The organism is Streptomyces sp. NBC_01255, from assembly GCF_036226445.1.
Taxonomy (GTDB): domain Bacteria; phylum Actinomycetota; class Actinomycetes; order Streptomycetales; family Streptomycetaceae; genus Streptomyces.
Genome location: NZ_CP108474.1, coordinates 3,663,616 through 3,680,306 on the forward strand (window position 1 = coordinate 3,663,616; position 16,691 = coordinate 3,680,306).

18 protein-coding genes are annotated in these 16,691 nt (G+C 71.4%); 8 read left to right on the forward strand and 10 right to left on the reverse strand.

What is annotated here, in order from left to right; genetic code table 11:
- Window positions 1–5: 5 nt before the first annotated feature.
- The 4 genes from OG357_RS16105 to OG357_RS16120 form a co-directional block, all read right to left on the reverse strand.
- Window positions 6–1,244, reverse strand: coding sequence for an ABC transporter permease (locus OG357_RS16105; protein ID WP_329621800.1), 1,239 nt, complete (start codon window positions 1,242–1,244; stop codon window positions 6–8).
- Entirely contained in the window at window positions 1,241–1,939 is a 699-nt protein-coding gene (locus OG357_RS16110) for an ABC transporter ATP-binding protein (protein ID WP_329625605.1), read from the reverse strand. The genes OG357_RS16105 and OG357_RS16110 overlap by 4 nt, the downstream gene beginning before the upstream one ends.
- An 83-nt stretch (window positions 1,940–2,022) precedes the next feature.
- Window positions 2,023–3,480, reverse strand: a complete 1,458-nt coding sequence (locus OG357_RS16115) for a peptidoglycan-binding protein (protein WP_329621801.1) — start codon at window positions 3,478–3,480, stop codon at window positions 2,023–2,025.
- A 10-nt stretch (window positions 3,481–3,490) separates the two neighbouring features.
- Window positions 3,491–3,934 carry a hypothetical protein gene (locus tag OG357_RS16120; RefSeq protein ID WP_329621802.1) on the reverse strand — a complete coding sequence of 148 codons (444 nt, stop codon included), beginning with the start codon at window positions 3,932–3,934 and terminating at the stop codon, window positions 3,491–3,493.
- A 442-nt stretch (window positions 3,935–4,376) separates the two neighbouring features.
- Between OG357_RS16120 and OG357_RS16125 the strand changes: the two genes are divergently transcribed.
- A complete protein-coding gene (locus tag OG357_RS16125; protein ID WP_329621803.1) occupies window positions 4,377–5,354 on the forward strand; it encodes a hypothetical protein in 978 nt (325 codons plus the stop codon).
- A gap of 50 nt (window positions 5,355–5,404) precedes the next feature.
- On the opposite strand, the gene OG357_RS16130 is transcribed toward OG357_RS16125, so the two are convergent.
- A complete protein-coding gene (locus OG357_RS16130; protein ID WP_317598215.1) occupies window positions 5,405–6,691 on the reverse strand; it encodes a geranylgeranyl reductase family protein in 1,287 nt (428 codons plus the stop codon).
- A gap of 145 nt (window positions 6,692–6,836) precedes the next feature.
- Here OG357_RS16130 and OG357_RS16135 point away from each other — a divergent pair, with 145 nt between their 5' ends.
- Window positions 6,837–7,574 (forward strand): peptidase inhibitor family I36 protein, encoded by a 738-nt coding sequence (locus tag OG357_RS16135; protein WP_329621804.1) that lies wholly within the window; start codon window positions 6,837–6,839, stop codon window positions 7,572–7,574.
- The gene (locus tag OG357_RS16140) at window positions 7,571–8,968 is read left to right on the forward strand and encodes a phosphodiester glycosidase family protein (RefSeq protein ID WP_329621805.1); all 1,398 of its coding nucleotides are present in this window, start codon (window positions 7,571–7,573) and stop codon (window positions 8,966–8,968) included. The genes OG357_RS16135 and OG357_RS16140 overlap by 4 nt, the downstream gene beginning before the upstream one ends.
- 18 nt (window positions 8,969–8,986) lie before the next feature.
- Here the strand turns inward: OG357_RS16140 and OG357_RS16145 are convergent, their stop codons facing one another.
- On the reverse strand, window positions 8,987–9,679 hold the full coding sequence (locus OG357_RS16145) for a demethylmenaquinone methyltransferase (RefSeq protein ID WP_329621806.1): 693 nt from the start codon (window positions 9,677–9,679) through the stop codon (window positions 8,987–8,989).
- Window positions 9,680–10,005: 326 nt separating this feature from the next.
- Here OG357_RS16145 and OG357_RS16150 point away from each other — a divergent pair, with 326 nt between their 5' ends.
- The gene (locus tag OG357_RS16150; protein WP_329625606.1) at window positions 10,006–10,515 is read left to right on the forward strand and encodes a SigE family RNA polymerase sigma factor; all 510 of its coding nucleotides are present in this window, start codon (window positions 10,006–10,008) and stop codon (window positions 10,513–10,515) included.
- Window positions 10,516–10,523: 8 nt separating this feature from the next.
- The gene (locus OG357_RS16155; RefSeq protein ID WP_329621807.1) at window positions 10,524–11,360 is read left to right on the forward strand and encodes a hypothetical protein; all 837 of its coding nucleotides are present in this window, start codon (window positions 10,524–10,526) and stop codon (window positions 11,358–11,360) included.
- On the opposite strand, the gene OG357_RS16160 is transcribed toward OG357_RS16155, so the two are convergent.
- The 3 genes from OG357_RS16160 to OG357_RS16170 are packed head-to-tail and all read right to left on the reverse strand — an operon-like array spanning window position 11,345 to window position 14,127.
- Entirely contained in the window at window positions 11,345–11,944 is a 600-nt protein-coding gene (locus tag OG357_RS16160; protein WP_329621808.1) for a hypothetical protein, read from the reverse strand. The genes OG357_RS16155 and OG357_RS16160 overlap by 16 nt on opposite strands.
- A 7-nt stretch (window positions 11,945–11,951) precedes the next feature.
- Window positions 11,952–13,151, reverse strand: a complete 1,200-nt coding sequence (gene mqnC / locus OG357_RS16165; protein WP_329621809.1) for a cyclic dehypoxanthinyl futalosine synthase — start codon at window positions 13,149–13,151, stop codon at window positions 11,952–11,954.
- A 58-nt stretch (window positions 13,152–13,209) separates the two neighbouring features.
- On the reverse strand, window positions 13,210–14,127 hold the full coding sequence (locus tag OG357_RS16170; protein ID WP_329621810.1) for a menaquinone biosynthetic enzyme MqnA/MqnD family protein: 918 nt from the start codon (window positions 14,125–14,127) through the stop codon (window positions 13,210–13,212).
- A 270-nt stretch (window positions 14,128–14,397) separates the two neighbouring features.
- Here OG357_RS16170 and OG357_RS16175 point away from each other — a divergent pair, with 270 nt between their 5' ends.
- On the forward strand, window positions 14,398–14,601 hold the full coding sequence (locus OG357_RS16175; RefSeq protein WP_030208785.1) for a cold-shock protein: 204 nt from the start codon (window positions 14,398–14,400) through the stop codon (window positions 14,599–14,601).
- Window positions 14,602–14,703: 102 nt separating this feature from the next.
- Here the strand turns inward: OG357_RS16175 and OG357_RS16180 are convergent, their stop codons facing one another.
- On the reverse strand, window positions 14,704–15,540 hold the full coding sequence (locus OG357_RS16180; RefSeq protein WP_329621811.1) for a M23 family metallopeptidase: 837 nt from the start codon (window positions 15,538–15,540) through the stop codon (window positions 14,704–14,706).
- A gap of 163 nt (window positions 15,541–15,703) precedes the next feature.
- Here OG357_RS16180 and OG357_RS16185 point away from each other — a divergent pair, with 163 nt between their 5' ends.
- Window positions 15,704–16,108, forward strand: a complete 405-nt coding sequence (locus OG357_RS16185; protein WP_329621812.1) for a J-domain-containing protein — start codon at window positions 15,704–15,706, stop codon at window positions 16,106–16,108.
- On the forward strand, window positions 16,105–16,629 hold the full coding sequence (locus tag OG357_RS16190; RefSeq protein WP_329621813.1) for a mycothiol transferase: 525 nt from the start codon (window positions 16,105–16,107) through the stop codon (window positions 16,627–16,629). Before OG357_RS16185 ends, OG357_RS16190 begins: the two co-directional genes overlap by 4 nt.
- The last annotated feature ends 62 nt before the right edge of the window (window positions 16,630–16,691 follow it).

Sequence of the window (16,691 nt, forward strand, 5' to 3'; positions counted from 1 at the left end):
GCGGGTCAGTGGCGGAGGGCCTCCGCCGGTTCGATCCGGGAGGCCCGCCAGGCCGGGTAGAGACCGGCCACCACGCCGGTGACGAGACCGATCAGCGGCGCCGCGACGACCGCGGTGGGGTGGACGACCGGGGTCCACTCCCGGACGAGCGCCACCCCGATCACCGTGCACACGCCCAGCGCCGTCCCGACGAGCCCGCCGATCGCCCCCAGCGCGCCGGACTCCGCGAGGAACTGGACGGTGATGTGCCGCCCCCGGGCGCCCAGGGCGCGCCGCAGACCGATCTCGCCGGTCCGCTCCAGGACCGCGACCAGGGTGGTGTTGGCGATGCCGACCGCGCCGATCACCAGGCAGACCCCGGCCAGCAGCAGGAACAGCTGGTCGAGGTCGCCGGTGACGCCCGCCCGCAGCGCTCTCGGGTCCGGCGGCGGAACGGCCTTCAGATACTCCGGATGGTCGGGGCGCAGCGCGACCGGGGCCTCCTGCGCGATCTGCCGGGCGGCCCCGGTCTCCGTGGCGATCAGCATCTTCGCCGCACCGGCGTCGGGTGGCCCCCACATTCGCTCGGCGGTCGTCCGGGGCACGCTCACCGACATCAGCACGTCCGGCCTGCGCTCGACGTCGTCGACGATGCCGGCCACCACGAACGGCTCGTCCCCGATGAACACCGCCGGCCGGGTCTCCAGGGTGGTGATCCCGAGCCGGGCCGCGACGCTCGCGCCGATGACCGCCACCGGCTGTGCCTTCGCCGAGGCGAACTCGTCGTAGAGCCGGCCCTGCGCGAGGTGGGGGACGGCGGCCCGGAGCGCGCCCGGCGAGGCGGCGACCACGTCGACCGGTACGCCGTCGGCGCCGTCGCCGACGGGCGCGGCGCGCACGGTGACGTCCGAGCGGAGGCGGACAGTCCAGTACACCCCGGCGTCCCGGACGCCGCCGAGCCGCTCGATCCGGGCGTCCGCGTCGGCGGGGAAGCCCTGTTCCGCGAACTCGTTCTGCTCCCGGGAGATGTCCTCGACGCTGACCTCGGTGGCGGTCAGCAGGTCGAACCGGGCGTCGATCTGGGAGGACGTGGTCGCCGTCAGGCCGAGGATCGCGACGAACGTGCCGACGCCGAGGACCGTGCCGAGGGCGGTGAGGACGGAGCGGCCGGGGCGCTGGAGCATGCCCGCGACGGCCTCGGAGAGGGTGTCGCGGGGGGTGAGGCGGGAGGGTTCGACAACGCGTCCGCCATGGCGGTCTCTCATACGGGGGTCCCTTCGTGCCGGCCCGGCCGTACGGGGTCGGCCTCGCTGAGGACGCCGTCGCGGATCGTCACCGTGCGGCCCGCGCGTGCGGCGACCTCGCTGTCGTGGGTGATGACGACGACCGTCATGCCGGTGGCGTGGAGTTCGCCGAGGAGCGACAGGACCGTCTCGGCGTTGCCGGAGTCGAGGTTTCCCGTCGGCTCGTCGCAGAGCAGCAGCGAGGGCCGGCCCGCCAGCGCGCGGGCGATGGCGACGCGCTGGCGCTCGCCGCCCGACAGGCGGCCCGGGAGCGCGTCGACGCGGTGGGCGAGGCCGACGCGTGTCAGGGCCTCCCGGGCGCGGGCGCGGCGCTCGGCGCGGGGGACGGCCGAGTACAGCATCGACAGCATCACGTTCTCCGTGGCGCTGCGGTGCGGCATGAGGTGGAACGCCTGGAAGACGAAGCCGATGCGGCGGCCGCGCAGGGCGGTTCGGTCGCTGTCGGAGAGGGCGGCCGTGTCGATGCCGTCGAGGAGGTAGGTGCCCTCGGTGGGCGCGTCGAGGAGTCCCGAGACGTTCAGGAACGTGGACTTGCCGGAGCCGGAGGGACCGACGACAGCCACGAACTCGCCGTGCCGGATGGCGAGTTCACAGGGGTGCAGGGCCTGGACTGGCGGCGGGCCCGGGTAGGTGAGGCCGACCCCGTGGAACTCCATGACGGGGGTGTCCGGAGCGGGCTGCTCGGTGTGGGCGGGTGGCGGGCCGGAGTTCCGGTCCCGCCGTCGTCGTACGAGGGGGGTCACTCCGACCCCCGGCCGCCCTGGTCGGCGCCGGTGGCGGCCACCCCGGTCACGACCTCGGCGCCCTCCGCCAGGCTGCCCGCCGCGAGCGGGACGATCTCGACGTAGCCGTCCCCGAGGGTGCCTGTCCGCACCTCGACGGGTGTGCGGCGCCCGCTTCCGTCGACGACGGTGACCACGGTCGTACCGTCCGCGCTCGCCGACACGGCGGTGACGGGGACGACGAGGGCCTCGCCGTCGGTGGAGGCCGCCTCGATCGTCAGCCGTACGTCCTGGCCGGCGAGGGCGGGCGGGATCTCCTTGTCGGGCACGGCGGTGAAGAGGAACCCGGAGCCGGTGGGCCCGTTCGCGGGCGCGGCACCGTCCTGGCCCTGGCCCTGGCCCTCACCCTGGCCGCCGCCCCCCTTGGCGTCGGCGACGGTGGGCGTCGAGGCGACGCTCTCGACCTCGGCGGTGAGTTCGACGCCGGTCACCTCGTCGACGACACGGACCTTCTGGCCGGGCCGGACCATGCCCTTCTGGTGGTCCTGGAGGTAGCCCTGCGCGAGGAGGCGGCCGGAGGACAGGGTCATCAGCGTGCCGGAGACCGGGGAGCCGGGGCGTACGGCGGTGGACGCGACCCGGGCGGGGAAGCGCTCCACGAAGGAGACCTCCCCCGCCGGGACCATCGGTCCGGAGGCCGCCCACGCCTTGCCGAGCACGGTACGGGCCTTCTCCAGGTCCTCGACGGCCCGGTCCCGCGCCTTGCGCAGGTTCTTCTTCTGGGCCCCGTCCTTGTTCTCGGCGACCGCGTCCCGGGCGTCGTCGACGGCCCGTTCGGCGGCCGTGACGGCGTCACTCGCGGCGTCCACTCCGGCGCCCGCGTCGTCCACGGCCGGGCGCGGTTCGTAGCCGGCGGCGGCGTAGAACCCCTCCACGGCCTCCTTCGTCCCCGCGCCGAACGTGCCCTCCTCGTCGCCGGCCCGGCCGAAGCCGAGCCCGGCCAGCGCGGTCTGGAGCTGGGCCACGTCGTCGCCCGTCGCGCCCGGCTTGAGGTCCCGGTAGACGGGGAGCCGGCCCGGGAGGACGAAGAGCGGGCGGCCGGATATCTCCAGGACGACCTGCCCGGCGCGCACGGCCGCGCCGACGGCGACCGGCGTCTTGGTGACGACGGGCGCCCCGCCGTCCCCGCCGGCGGCGACCGGCGCCACCGGTACGGTCTGACCCGCGACGACGGTGCCGCGCAGCACGACCGTCTCCCGCAGGACGCGGCGCTCGACGGCGGCGGTGAGCACGTCTGCCGGGGGCGGGGCGGCGTCCGCCGCGATCTGGGCGGGCGACTTGATCACCGTACCGGCGAAGGCGCCGGCGGCGGTCAGGACGACGGCCCCGACGACGAGCGCGCCGATCCAGAGGCGGCCTCGGGTGGGTCGGCGTTCGGGGGTGGTGTCCATGGCCGAGTTCACGTCAGCGTCCATGTCGGCGACGTCAGTCCGAGGCCGGGAAGGGGACCTCGGAGGTCCCCGGGCGGCACTTGCTCATGACAGCCGTGTCGTCCATGTCCGCCCCCACGGGTGCTTCGCCGGTCTCCGGGTCGGGGTCGGGCCAGTCGGGGTAACCGTTGCGCCGGTAGCACTCCGCGATCGCCTGTGACACCTTCAACGCTTCTTGATCGACGGGGAGTTTGGCGGGAAGGAGGCTCTTGCACTCCTCCTGGGCGGCCATGATCACCTTGCGGTCGATGGCGTCCTTGTCCACGGTCATGACGCCGGGGCTCTTCTCCTTGAGCTTCACTCCGTGCTTGCCGAGGCACTCGGTGTGCGCGGCGTACACGGCGTCGATCGGATCGATCGGGGCGCGGGCGGCTTCCTCGGTACACCCGGTGAGCGCGAGGGCGACGAGGAGCAAAGGGATGGCCGGCGAGCGTCTCATCGGTGCACGTCCTTCTGCCTTCTACGGGGAGGCTGTCCCGGTGACGGGGCGCGCGGCGCTCGGAACCGGTGGCGCGGGGCGCCTCCACGGCTCGGCGCGAAGCGGGCCGGGCACGTCGTACGCGTGCTCGACCGGCGCCACTCTAACCACAGAGAGAAGACGCCGTCACTTCCCAACTGCCGCTCATCTCATACCTGCTGTTCATCTGGAGCCGATAACAGCCGGTCGGTTTCCGGGCACTTGACATACTCGGCATAGCGAACGGGTCCGGCGATCACGGGAGAGTCCCAGGTGAGCCGCCGGAAACGGGCGATCGGCGTATGTCCGCCAGGCAGTGCGGTTGACCAATCAGCCTGCGATCAGGTGGAGTTCGCCCTCGAATTCGCCCTCGAATTCGCCACGTTCTCACCCCGGTCTCCCTTCATGCCGAAAGGCAAGAACCTTGAAACAACGCCGAGTCGCGCGCCCCAGCCCGTCCCGTTCGGCCGCCGTCCTCCTGCTGAGTACGGGACTTCTTCTCACCGCCTGCTCGTCGGGAGAACCCGCAGTCTCCGCCGACACGAAGCCGCTGTCCGACCCGTCCAAGGTGTCCCCCGCAGAACTCGTGTATCCCTTGGACCCGTACAAGACGACGAACGAACAGATCCGCAGCCTGGAGACGGCACAGGACCTGCTGGTCGCGGACTGCATGAAGCGCTTCGGGTTCACGTACAAGCTGCCGGTCCGGCCCGCGCCGCGGCCCAACGGCACGTCGTTGCGCTACGGGATCACGGACGAGGCGAGGGCGGCACGGTACGGGTACGCCAGGCCCGGTGGCCCCGCCCCCGACCCGGAGAAGCTGCCCGAGGACTCGCTGCCTCCGGCCGAGCGGCTGGCGCTGACCGGGCCGCCGCTCAAGAGCAAGCCGGGAGGCGGTCTCGTCCTTCCCCCGCTCACCCTGGAGGAATCGCGGAAGACCGACAGCGGCCGGACGCTCAATGGGCAGAAGGTGCCGATCGGCGGCTGTTCCCGGGAGGGGCACCTCAGCCTCTACGCGGAGAAGAAGGAGCCCGTGGAGCTGCTCTACGTCTTCGGGATGGAGTCGGAGGCGTCCACCCGGGCCCAGCAGTCGCCGAAGGTGGCGAAGGCCGTGAAGGCGTGGTCGGCGTGCATGGCGGAGAAGGGGTACAGCGTCACCGACCCCGTCTCCCCGCACCAGGCGCTCGGGCTGGAGGCCGATGGCGACGACGGCAGCGCCAAGGCGATCGCCGCCGCGAAGCAGGACGTGGCCTGCAAGAAGCGGACGGATCTGGTGGCCCTCTGGTACACCGCCGAGGTCGGGTTCCAGAAGGAGCTCATGGAGGAGCACGCCGAGACGCTGAGTCAGGTCAAGGTCGAGCTGGACGAGCGGATCAAGAAGGCGGCCTCGGTCAACCGGTGACCGACATGACGAAGGGCCCTCTTCCCGCGGGAAGAGGGCCCTTCCTCGTATCAGGCCTTCGGGGCCACCTTCGAGAGGCCGTTGATGATGCGGTCCATCGCGTCGCCGCCCGTCGGGTCCGTGAGGTTCGCCAGCATCTTGAGGGTGAACTTCATCAGGAGCGGGTGGGTCAGGCCGCGCTGGGTCGCGATCTTCATGACCTTCGGGTTGCCGATCATCTTCACGAAGGCGCGGCCGAGCGTGTAGTAGCCGCCGTAGGTGTCCTTGAGGACCTGCGGGTAGTTCCGCAGGGCCAGTTCGCGCTGGGCGGGGGTCGTGCGGGCGTGGGCCTGGACGATGACATCGGCCGCGATCTGGCCGGACTCCATGGCGTACGCGATGCCCTCGCCGTTGAACGGATTGACCATGCCGCCCGCGTCGCCGACGAGCAGCAGGCCCTTCGTGTAGTGCGGCTGGCGGTTGAAGGCCATCGGGAGGGCGGCGCCGCGGATCGGCGTCGTCATGTTCTCCGGGGTGTAGCCCCAGTCCTCCGGCATCGAGGCGCACCAGGCCTTGAGGACCTCGCGCCAGTCCAGCTCGCGGAAGGCGGAGGAGGAGTTGAGGATGCCGAGGCCGACGTTGGACGTGCCGTCGCCCATGCCGAAGATCCAGCCGTAGCCGGGGAGCAGCCGGTCCTGCGGGCCGCGCCGGTCCCACAGCTCCAGCCAGGACTCCAGGTAGTCGTCGTCGTGGCGGGGCGAGGTGAAGTACGTGCGGACGGCGACGCCCATCGGGCGGTCCTCGCGGCGGTGCAGGCCCATGGCGAGGGAGAGCCGGGTGGAGTTGCCGTCGGCGGCGACGACGAGCGGGGCGTGGAAGGTGACCTCGCGCTTCTCGTCACCGAGCTTGGCGTGGACGCCGGTGATGCGGCCGGTGCGGTCGTCGACGATCGGGGCGCCGACGTTGCAGCGCTCGTACAGCCGGGCGCCGGCCTTCTGCGCCTGCCGGGCGAGCTGCTCGTCGAAGTCGTCGCGCTTGCGGACGAGCCCGTAGTCCGGGTACGAGGCGAGTTCCGGCCAGTCGAGCTCCAGGCGGACGCCGCCGCCGATGATCCGCAGGCCCTTGTTCCGCAGCCAGCCGGCCTCTTCGGAAATGTCGATGCCCATGGAGACGAGCTGCTTGGTGGCGCGGGGGGTGAGGCCGTCGCCGCAGACCTTCTCGCGGGGGAAAGCGGTCTTCTCCAGGAGCAGGACGTCGAGTCCGGCCTTGGCCAGGTAGTACGCGGTGGTGGAGCCGGCCGGGCCCGCCCCGACGACGATCACATCTGCGGTGTGCTCGGAGAGGGGCTGCTCGGTCACGGCGGAGTCTCCCGGAATTCGACGATGAGGACGTATCGCAGTCTATGGGGGGCGGGTGCGGGAGAAACGGAGGGTCACCCCACCGCTTTCCCACAGGGTGAACACCTGTTCCCCTGTGCTGAACGTGATGGCACGATGATCATCCGTGACCGACTTCCGATTCGACCTACGGCGGGGCGCGCTGATCACGGCCGCCCTCGCCCTCCTCTGCTCGGTGTTCCTCGTGCTGCCCGCGAGCGCCGAAGCCGAGCCCTTCGACGACTGCCCGCCCGCCACGTTCTGCCTCTACTCCGGAGCCGACGGCACCGGCGAGCGGCGGGACTTCACCGACCGGCAGAACGCCGAGAGCTACGACGCGACCTGGGACGGCAAGGCTCTGTCCGCGAAGAACAACACCGCGATGTGGGCCTGCGTCTACGGCGACCCCGCGTACGGCGGGCACCTCGAAACCGTCGATCTGGACGCCGAGGACGCCTACGCGGCCGGCGCCGTCAGCGGCCACAAGCTGGTCCCGACCCGGGCCCTCTGCTTCACCGGCTACGAGCGCTGCCCCGACAACCGGGTCTGCACCTTCGCGGAGCGCAACGGCCGCGGCGCGATGACCGTCCACCTCCCGGCGACCGACCCCGCCACCCGGAACTACGGCAACAGCTACGGCACCGGGCCCGCGCCCAAGTCCGCCTGGAACCGGACCGCGAAGGACGTCTGCTTCTACCCCCAGCCGACGTACACCGGCACCTGGGCCGACCCGGCGGACACCACGGGCGTGAAGAAGTTCGGCGCCTACGTCGTCCTGCGCGGCGACAGCGTCACCGTCCCGGCGCCCTTCGCCGGGACGTTCCGCTCGCACGAGCTCGTCACCACCACGGGAGACTGCCAGTGACCAGGAACCGCCGCCCCTGGGTGGCCGTGGTGGCCGCCCTCGGCGCCGCCCTCGCCCTGACCTCCCCCGCCTCCGGCGCCGGTCAGCAGGCCACCGACCCGCTCGCCACCTGGGCCAAGGGCACAGCGGTCACGGTCGCCCCCGGCGTCACCCACACCACCTGGACCGAAGGCCCCTCCGCCCTCCGCGCCAAGGCCCGCAAGCTCCAGATCGTCGAGATCGACCCCACCGCCGGGTCTCTCACCCTGGAAAGCACCGTCGGCACGCGCGACGGCTCGGCCGAGCACGTCACGGAGCAGCTCGCCAAGGTCACCCCGGTGGCGGCCCGTCACCCGTACGCGGGAGTCAACGGCGGCCTGTTCCAGCGGGAGCCCGCCGGAGCCGGCGTCGAGAAGACCGCCGCGCACACCAGCGTCTCGGCCACGGACGGCGTCCTGCACAGCTCCAGTTGCTGGAGCGGCGGGAAGGGCAGCACCGGAGCGGTGATCCAGTACGGCATCCCGTACATCACCAAGCTCCTCACGGACATGCAGCTGATCGGCCCCTCCGGCGAGACCGTCCGGATCGACGACGTCAACCGGACCCCGGGACGCCCCCCGCACTGCGCGCGCGACTCCGAGGACATGGAGGTGAGCAAGACCCCGCCCGTCTTCACCGACAGCGACGAGATCGTCGTCTTCACCGACGACTACGGCCTGCCCACCCCGAAGCCCGGGACCGACCCCCTCGTCGCCGCCACCGCCGACACGGGCTTCGAGGTCGTCGTCGACGCGCACGGCGTCGTCACCCAGGTCCGCGAAGGCCGCGGCGGAACCGCGGTCCCCGCGGGCGGCCGCGTCATCCAGGGCATCGGCACCAGGGCCCAGTGGCTCCGCGACCGGCTCGCCCTCGACGACCGGGTGACGATCGACCAGAAGCTCCACGACGTCACCCTGAACCGGGACATCCCGCTGGACAAGTCGGTCGACGTCGTCAGCTCCTTCCACCAGCTGCTCCGCCACTCGAAGATCCCCGCCGAGCTGCCCGACTCCTGCAGCGGCAAGGAGACGAGCGCCGACGGCACGACCCTGATCTGCACCGACTCGCGCACCGCGCTCGGCACGAACGCCCAGGGCCACCCGGTGCTCGTCACCCTCACCGGGGCGGACAACGAGGACGGCGACTACCTGCGGAGCTTCGCCGCCCTCCTGGACTCCCCGCTGCTCGGGATCGTCGACGCCATCAACCTGGACGGCGGCGGCTCCACCGCCCTGGTGACGAAGAAGCCGACGGAGGCGCAGTCGAAGACCCACACCCCGCCGACGGACCCCCTGGACGGCGGGCTCGTGCACCGCGAGGTCGCCGACTCGGTGTACACCGGCATCGGCGGTTACGGCATGTACGTGAAGCCGTAGCCGTCGCTCACCCGGCCGTCAGGCCTTGAACCCCCGGTGGAGCGCCACGATCCCACCGGTCAGGTTCCGCCAGGCCACCTTCGACCAGCCGGCCTTCTGGAGCATGCCCGCCAGGGTCGGCTGGTCCGGCCAGGACTGGATGGACTCGGCCAGGTACACGTACGCGTCGGGGTTCGAGGAGACGGCGCGGGCCACCGGCGGCAGCGCGCGCATCAGGTACTCCTCGTACACCGTGCGGAACGGCGCCCAGGTGGGGTGCGAGAACTCGGAGATGACGACCCGGCCGCCCGGCTTCGTCACCCGGTACAGCTCGCGCAGCGCCGCCTCGGTGTCCTGGATGTTCCGCAGCCCGAAGGAGATCGTGACGGCGTCGAAGACGTCGTCACGGAAGGGCAGCTTCATGCCGTCGCCCGCCGTGAACGGCATCCACGGGTGGCGCTTCTTGCCGACCTGGAGCATCCCGATCGAGAAGTCGCAGGGCACGACGTACGCGCCCGCGCGGGCGAAGGGCTGCGAGGACGTGGCCGTACCCGCCGCGAGGTCGAGAATCTTCTGCGCGGGGCGGGCGTCGACGGCCTTCGCGACCTCCTTGCGCCAGCGGCGGTCCTGCCCGAGGGAGAGCACGTCGTTGGTGAGGTCGTAGTTCGCCGCCACGTCGTCGAACATCGAGGCGACTTCGTGCGGCTGCTTGTCCAGGGTTGCGCGGGTCACTGGCGTTCGGCCTCGCAAGATCGGGTGCGGACGGATCCACCCATTCTGGCAGGCGGCGCCCTGCCGCCCGGAGCGGGCCCGCTGGGCGGCAGGATTTCCGGGAACTCCTTTCAACCTTTCGGGACCGGGGGTGCTCAAGGACGGTCGAGCACGCGCCACGACGGCGGGTGCACGACGGCGAGGGGAGAAGGGGTGCGATGGCAGTGTCGACCGAGATGACGGCCGCGGAGCCGGACGTCAGGGCCGGGGGCGGCTCCGACGTCGGGGCCGGGGGCGGCTCCGACGTCGGGGCCGGGGGCGGCGCGGACGTCCGCACCGACGGCCGGGTGGACGTCGGGTCCGTCGCCGGGTTCGAGGAGTTCGCCCGGGCCGCCCAGCAGCGGCTGTACCGCACGGCGTACCTGCTCTGCGGCGACGCCGAGACCGCCCGGGACCTGACCCAGACCACGCTGGCCAAGCTGTACCAGCACTGGCGACGGGCGGGGGCCGCCGATCATCCGTACGCGTACGCCAAGACGGTGCTGACCCGCACCTTCCTGTCCGAGCGACGGCGCCGGCTGCGCGATCTGCTCGCGCTGACCCGGACCGGGGGCACGGACCCGGCACCGCCCGCCGACCACACCGATCTGCGCGTGACGCTGCTCGGCGCGCTCGCCGAACTCCCGCCCCGGGCACGGGCGATGGTCGTGCTGCGCTATTGGGAGGACCAGAGCGTGGCCTCCGTGGCGACCCTGCTGCGGTGCAGCGAGGCCACCGTCAAGAGCCAGTGCTCCCGTTCCCTTGCCCGACTTCGCGTACGCCTGGCGGATGCCGGGCTCTCGATCACGGAAAGCTGAGGTCCACCGTGGAAAAGAACAACGACACCGATCTGTTGCGCGACGCCATGGACCGGACGACGGACGGTCTGCCACCGCTGCCCGACCTCGTCCCGCTCGCGGTGCGCGAGGGCCGCAGGCGGCGGGCCCGGTCCCGGTTCACGGTCGGGGCGGCGGCGTTCGCCGTGGTCACGGCGGGGGCCCTCGGTCTCACCCTGCTGCCGGGGACGACCGCCCCGGCGGTGTCGACACCCGCCACCGGGGGCGCGACGTACAGCTATCCCCCGGTGGTCGTGGAGGAGACGCCGGGCATCACGCCGCCGGACAACCCCGAGGGACTGTCCCCGGCCGAGCGGGAGCGCCGCGCGCAGTACCAGCAGAAGATGGCGGCTCTGCTGGACGAGCTGCTGCCCGCGACGATCACCGACATCAGCCCGGTGAAGGACCGGACGCCCGAGTACCGGATCACGGCGGGCGGCGAGACCTTCCGCATGGTCGCGTCGGTGCGACCGGGCAACGAGATGTCCCTCCTGTACTGCGAGAACAAGCCGAAGGACGCGCCCACCTGCGAGGAGGACACGCGGCTGAGGAGCGGGCCAATGAGCGAGTGGCCGACCTGGAGGGTGACCAAGCAGTACTGGTACCGCAAGAGCGTGGTCGCGCTCATCGTGTACGCCGGGAAGGCGGAGGCGCCGGTGACGCTGCGCGATCTGGTCGACGTCGCCGAGGACCCGCGCTTCCTGGAGCTGGTGAAGGAAGCGGACGCGCGTCCGGTGGAGGCGGAGGAGCCGCCGTTCGTCCTGGAACGCCTTTCCCCGACGGAGGTTGCCGAACTGTCCTCCGGGAAGGGTCAGCGGGCCCGGTAGACCAGTCGGCCGTCGATGACCGTGGCGACGCAGGTCGACGGGCCGAGGCGGACCAGAGCGGCCCGGTCGGCGACGTCGAAGACGGCGAAGCGGGCCGGGCCGCCCGGCACGAGACCGGGCAGCAGCACCAGCGGCGCCGGCGAGAAGGACGGTGGCCCGGGGAGCGTGTCCGGGCGGCGGCCGATGACCAGGCCGGCCCTGCGTACGGCGTCCACGGCGCCCCGGCCTCGCAGTTCACCGGCGACGCCGACCGTCCCGTGGGCCAGGAGCTGCTGCACGCCGCGGCGCGCGGAGGCGCCGCGGCGGGAGGGGTCCATCCGGAAGATCCGCTGCGCCCGCTCCCCGGGGATCGGCTCGGTGCCGAACCCCGCGGCCTCCCGGGGGTCCGGGTGGTACATGCCTTCGAGCAGCTCGGGCCCGTACGGGTTGAGCAGTCCGGGCGTGAGGATGCCGGGCCACTGCCGCACCCGCGCCTCGGGGCGCAGGGCGGCCAGGTCCTCGTACGGGCCGACGGCGGCGACGAGGGCGCCGTCGACCAGGACGGCGGTCTCGGGCGACGCCTCGGCGAAGTGGATCGTCAGCATGGCGCCGTCAGTTGGCGTCGAGGAGCTTCAGCTCGGGGTGAGCCGTGCCGCCCTCGATCGCCGTGGACGAGATGTGCGAGGCGACGCGCTCGTCGACCGGGTCGTTCGCCGGGTCGTCGTGGACGACGAGGTGCTCGTACGTCGTGGCGCGCTGCGCCGGGACGCGGTCCGCCGTGCGGATCATGTCGATCATCTCGCGCAGGTTGGAGCGGTGCTTGGCACCCGCCGAGGAGACGACGTTCTCCTCCAGCATGATCGAGCCGAGGTCGTCGGCGCCGTAGTGCAGGGTCAGCTGGCCGATCTCCTTGCCCGTGGTGAGCCACGAGCCCTGGATGTGCGCGATGTTGTCGAAGAACAGCCGGGCGATCGCGATCATGCGCAGGTACTCGAAGAGCGTGGCGTGCGTGCGGCCCTTGAGGTGGTTGTTCTCGGGCTGGTACGTGTACGGGATGAAGGCCCGGAAGCCGCCCGTCCGGTCCTGCACGTCACGGATCATCCGCAGGTGCTCGATCCGCTCGGCGTTGGTCTCGCCGGTGCCCATCAGCATGGTGGAGGTCGACTCGACGCCCAGCTTGTGGGCGATCTCCATGATCTCCAGCCAGCGCTCGCCGCTCTCCTTGAGCGGGGCGATGGCCTTGCGCGGCCGCTCGGGGAGCAGCTCGGCGCCGGCGCCCGCGAAGGAGTCGAGACCGGCGGCGTGGATGCGGGTGATCGCCTCCTCGACGGAGACGCCGGAGATCCGGGCCATGTGCTCGACCTCGGAGGCGCCGAGGGAGTGGATGACCAGCTGCGGGTAGGCCTGCTTGATCGCGGCGAAGTGCTTCTCGTAGTACTCGACGCCGTAGTCCGGGTGGTGGCCGCCCTGGAACATGATCTGGGTGCCGCCGAGCTCCACGGTCTCCGCGCAGCGGCGCAGGATGTCGTCGAGGTCCCGGGACCAGCCCTTCTTCGTGTCCTTCGGAGCGGCGTAGAACGCGCAGAACTTGCACGCCGTCACGCAGACGTTCGTGTAGTTGATGTTCCGCTCGATGATGTACGTCGCGATGTGCTCGGTCCCCGCGTACCGGCGGCGGCGCACGGCGTCGGCGGCGGCGCCCAGCGCGTGCAGGGGCGCCGAGCGGTAGAGGTCGAGCGCCTCCTCGGGGGTGATCCGGCCACCCGCGGCTGCGCGGTCGAGAACAGACTGGAGCTCGGCCTTCTCGGTCACCGGGTACGTCCCTTTCGGAGGGGTTCTGATCGTCCGAACCAGCGTACGCCAGGGGTTCTCACGGCTTCCCCAGGGTGCTCGGCGGGGTGTTCCGCGAGGTGTTCCGCGCGAGCAGCTCCACTCGGACGTCGGCCGGGAAACCCGTCGTCGGGCCGGTGCGGCGGGCGAACTCCCGCACTCCCGCGAGCTGCTCCGGGCCGAAGCGGAAATCGAGCGTCCGGAAGTACCGCTCCAGGAGCTCCGCGTCGAAGGTCTCCCAGCGGGCGGCCTGCTCGGCGACCTTGGCGACCTCTTCGAGGGAGAGGTCCCGCGAGGCCAGGAACGCCTGGTGCACCTCGTGGACGGTCTCGGGCTCGCGCGCCAGGTAGTCCTTGCGCGCCGCCCACACCGCGAAGACGAAGGGCAGCCCCGTCCATTCCTTCCACATGAGGCCCAGGTCGTGGACCTGGAGCCCGAGGCGGGGGGCGTCGTGCAGCGAGGCCCGGAGCGCGGCGTCGCCGATGAGGACGGCCGCCTCCGCCTCCTGCATCATCACGCCGAGGTCCGGCGGGCACGTGTAGTAGTCGGGCTTCACCCCGTACTGCTCGGCGAGCAGCAGCTGGGCGAGGCGCACCGACGTGCGGGAGGTCGAACCGAGCGCCACCCGGGCCCCGTCCAGCTCCCGGAGCGGCCGCTGGGAGACGATCACGCACGACATGACGGGGCCGTCGCAGCCCACGGCGATGTCGGGGAGGGCGACGAGGTCCTCGGCGTTCCGGAGGTACTCGACGAGGGTGATGGGGCCGACGTCGAGGTCACCCCGGACGAGGCGCTCGCTGAGCTTCTCCGGGGTGTCCTTCGTGAGCTCGAGATCGAGGAGCGTTCCGGTCCTCGCCAGGCCCCAGTAAAGGGGCAGGCAGTTCAGGAACTGGATGTGTCCGACGCGGGGCCGGCTGCGCGGGTGGGCGCCGGTTGCGTCGTCGGTTGCATTGTCCACATTGCGAGGCTAGACCCGCCTCGTGGCGCGGGCGTCGCCGGGGCTCACGACACGGCCGAGGTCGGCACGGAACCGCAGATCAAACATGTGAGTGACGTGATCTTTCCCTCTACCGTCCTCCGCATCCTGCGTGCTAGGCTCAACGCAAGTTGCAGTTTGGTTTCCCTTGCAGTACAGAGCCTGCGGAGCATGTGACCCGCAGGCTTTTGTAGTTTTCAGACTTGTTTGCAGGTTCTGGAGCAGGGCAACCCTTTGGCCCAAGGAGGGCTTATGGCTACCGGAACCGTCAAGTGGTTCAACGCTGAAAAGGGCTTCGGCTTCATCGCCCAGGACGGCGGCGGCCCGGATGTCTTCGTCCACTACTCCGCGATCAACGCGAACGGCTTCCGTTCGCTCGAGGAGAACCAGCTCGTGACCTTCGACGTCACGCAGGGCCCGAAGGGCCCGCAGGCGGAGAACGTCACCCCGGCCTAAGGTGCCCGGGTCGGCGTCAGCGCTGGACTAGAGCAGTACCCAAGGAGCCCCGCTCCGTGCCTCAGGGCACGAGCGGGGCTCCTGCCTTTTCTCCCTACACGGTCAGCATGTGGGGATGACCGCCCCGTTGTTGTCGCGGGCCTCGTCGTTGCCCCAGCGTGACAGGTAGTACGCGGACACGTACGCTCCGTTGCCGTTCTTCCCGGCGTAGACGGTGTCGAGGTCGGTCCTGAGCCACCAGTGGTTGAAGTTCCCGGAGGCGTCGCGGATCTCCTGGCCCCAGACCTTGCAGAAGACGTAGTTCGTGCCCGCGTTCAGCACGCCTTGGGCGTCGTCGGTGTTCGCCTGCGCGTAGCCGGTGGCGTTGGCGAAGGTGTCGACCCAGTACTTTCCGCCTCCGCCGCCCGAGCAGCCGTTGTCGCTCGTCAGGTACTTGGAGCCGTAGGAGCCCGGGTAGGGGGCGAGGGAGGCGCCGTTGATGACGATGGGCTGGCCGACGCCGTTGTAGAGCTGCTCGTAGTGGATGTGGGCGCCGGAGCTGTTGCCGGTGGAGCCGGTGGTGCCGATCTGCTGCCCCTGGGCGACCCAGGCGCCGTTGGCGACGGAGTAGGCGTTGAGGTGGAAGTAGTACGTCTTCCAGCCGCTGCCGTGGTCGACCACGATGTAGTTGCCCGCGCCGCTCGGCTGGGAGTAGCGGTAGGCGGTCCCGGACGCCGAGGCGAGGACCGGGGTGCCGGCCGTCGTGCCGCCGTCGGCGCGGATGAAGTCGAGGGCCTGGCGGACCTCGGCGGAGTGGTGGCCGTAGGTCCACTTCTGGCCACAGGGGTAGGGGGCCTTGAAGAGCGGCGCCGCCTGGGCGGGGGTGGTCGTGACGAGCGCGGTGAGCAGGCCCGCGACGAGCGCGAGCAGGGTGCCGAGCGGGGTGATCCGTGCACGCATGCGTCCTCCGGTGGGGGCTTCGTGGGGAGCGGGGATTCCAGGGATTGCCTGTCGTTACAGGGGTCGACGCGCGTTGAACGGACCACAGCGTGCCGGAAGATCGCGTGCCGCAGTAGACCGCGAGAACCACACTCGTACGACGGCGATTACGTAGTCTGGACACATGACCGAACGGAAACCGCCGGGCGTGAGCTTCGAGTCGTTCGTCGACAAGCAGATCCGGGAGGCCTCGGAGCGAGGCGAGTTCCGGAGCCTCCCCGGCTTCGGGAAGCCGCTGCCCGACGACTCCGCCCCGTACGACGAACTGTGGTGGGTCAAGCAGAAGATGCACCGCGAGGGCATGGCGGTACTGCCGCCGGCCCTCCAGCTGCGCAAGGACGCAGAGGACGCCACCGCGGCGGTGGCCGCGGCCGTCTCGGAGCGCCAGGTCCGCCGGATCGTCGGCGAGATCAACACCAAGATCGCCGAAGCCCTCGCCCGGCCGCCGGCCGGGCCGCCGCTCAACCTGACACTCTTCGACGTCGAGGAGACCGTGGCGCGGTGGAGGGCCGAGAGGAGTCTGCCGTGAACAGCGCCGGTCTGCTGGTCGACTCGTTCGGACGGGTACGGGAAGCCGTCCACGAGGCCGTGGAGGGACTGACGGAGGACGAGCTCGCCGCCCGGATCGACCCGGACGCCAACTCGGTCGCCTGGCTCGTCTGGCACCTCACCCGGATCCAGGACGACCACCTCGCGGACGCGTTCGACACGAAGCAGCTGTGGGCGTCGGACGGCTGGGCCACCCGCTTCGGCCTGCCGTTCTCCCGGCAGGCCACCGGGTACGGGCAGACGCGCGCCGAGGTCGGCGCGGTGCGCGCGCCGGCGGAGCTGCTGCTCGGGTACCACGACGCCGTGCACGCGCGGACGGTGGAGCTGATCGGGTCGGTGACGAACGCGGACCTGGCCCGGGTCGTCGACACGGCCTGGGACCCTCCGGTGACCCTCGGTGTCCGGCTGGTCTCGGTGATCGCGGACGACCTCCAGCACGCGGGCCAGGCGGCGTTCGTCCGGGGCGTGGTGGAGCGTACGGGCGCGGATCGCGATCACTGACGGGGCGTCTTTTCGTACAACCCCCGACCCGGATCACGAGTCAAACAAGCGTGGCGCTTGCC

What these genes read in the sequence shown, in the direction of transcription:
- OG357_RS16180 (WP_329621811.1), bottom strand. Translation starts at nt 15,540, where the DNA reads ATGCGTGCACGGATCACCCCGCTCGGCACCCTGCTCGCGCTCGTCGCG.
- OG357_RS16160 (WP_329621808.1), bottom strand. Translation starts at nt 11,944, where the DNA reads ATGCTGACGATCCACTTCGCCGAGGCGTCGCCCGAGACCGCCGTCCTG.
- OG357_RS16105 (WP_329621800.1), bottom strand. Translation starts at nt 1,244, where the DNA reads ATGAGAGACCGCCATGGCGGACGCGTTGTCGAACCCTCCCGCCTCACC.
- OG357_RS16115 (WP_329621801.1), bottom strand. Translation starts at nt 3,480, where the DNA reads ATGGACGCTGACGTGAACTCGGCCATGGACACCACCCCCGAACGCCGA.
- OG357_RS16120 (WP_329621802.1), bottom strand. Translation starts at nt 3,934, where the DNA reads ATGAGACGCTCGCCGGCCATCCCTTTGCTCCTCGTCGCCCTCGCGCTC.
- OG357_RS16110 (WP_329625605.1), bottom strand. Translation starts at nt 1,939, where the DNA reads ATGGAGTTCCACGGGGTCGGCCTCACCTACCCGGGCCCGCCGCCAGTC.
- OG357_RS16185 (WP_329621812.1), top strand. Translation starts at nt 15,704, where the DNA reads ATGACCGAACGGAAACCGCCGGGCGTGAGCTTCGAGTCGTTCGTCGAC.
- OG357_RS16175 (WP_030208785.1), top strand. Translation starts at nt 14,398, where the DNA reads ATGGCTACCGGAACCGTCAAGTGGTTCAACGCTGAAAAGGGCTTCGGC.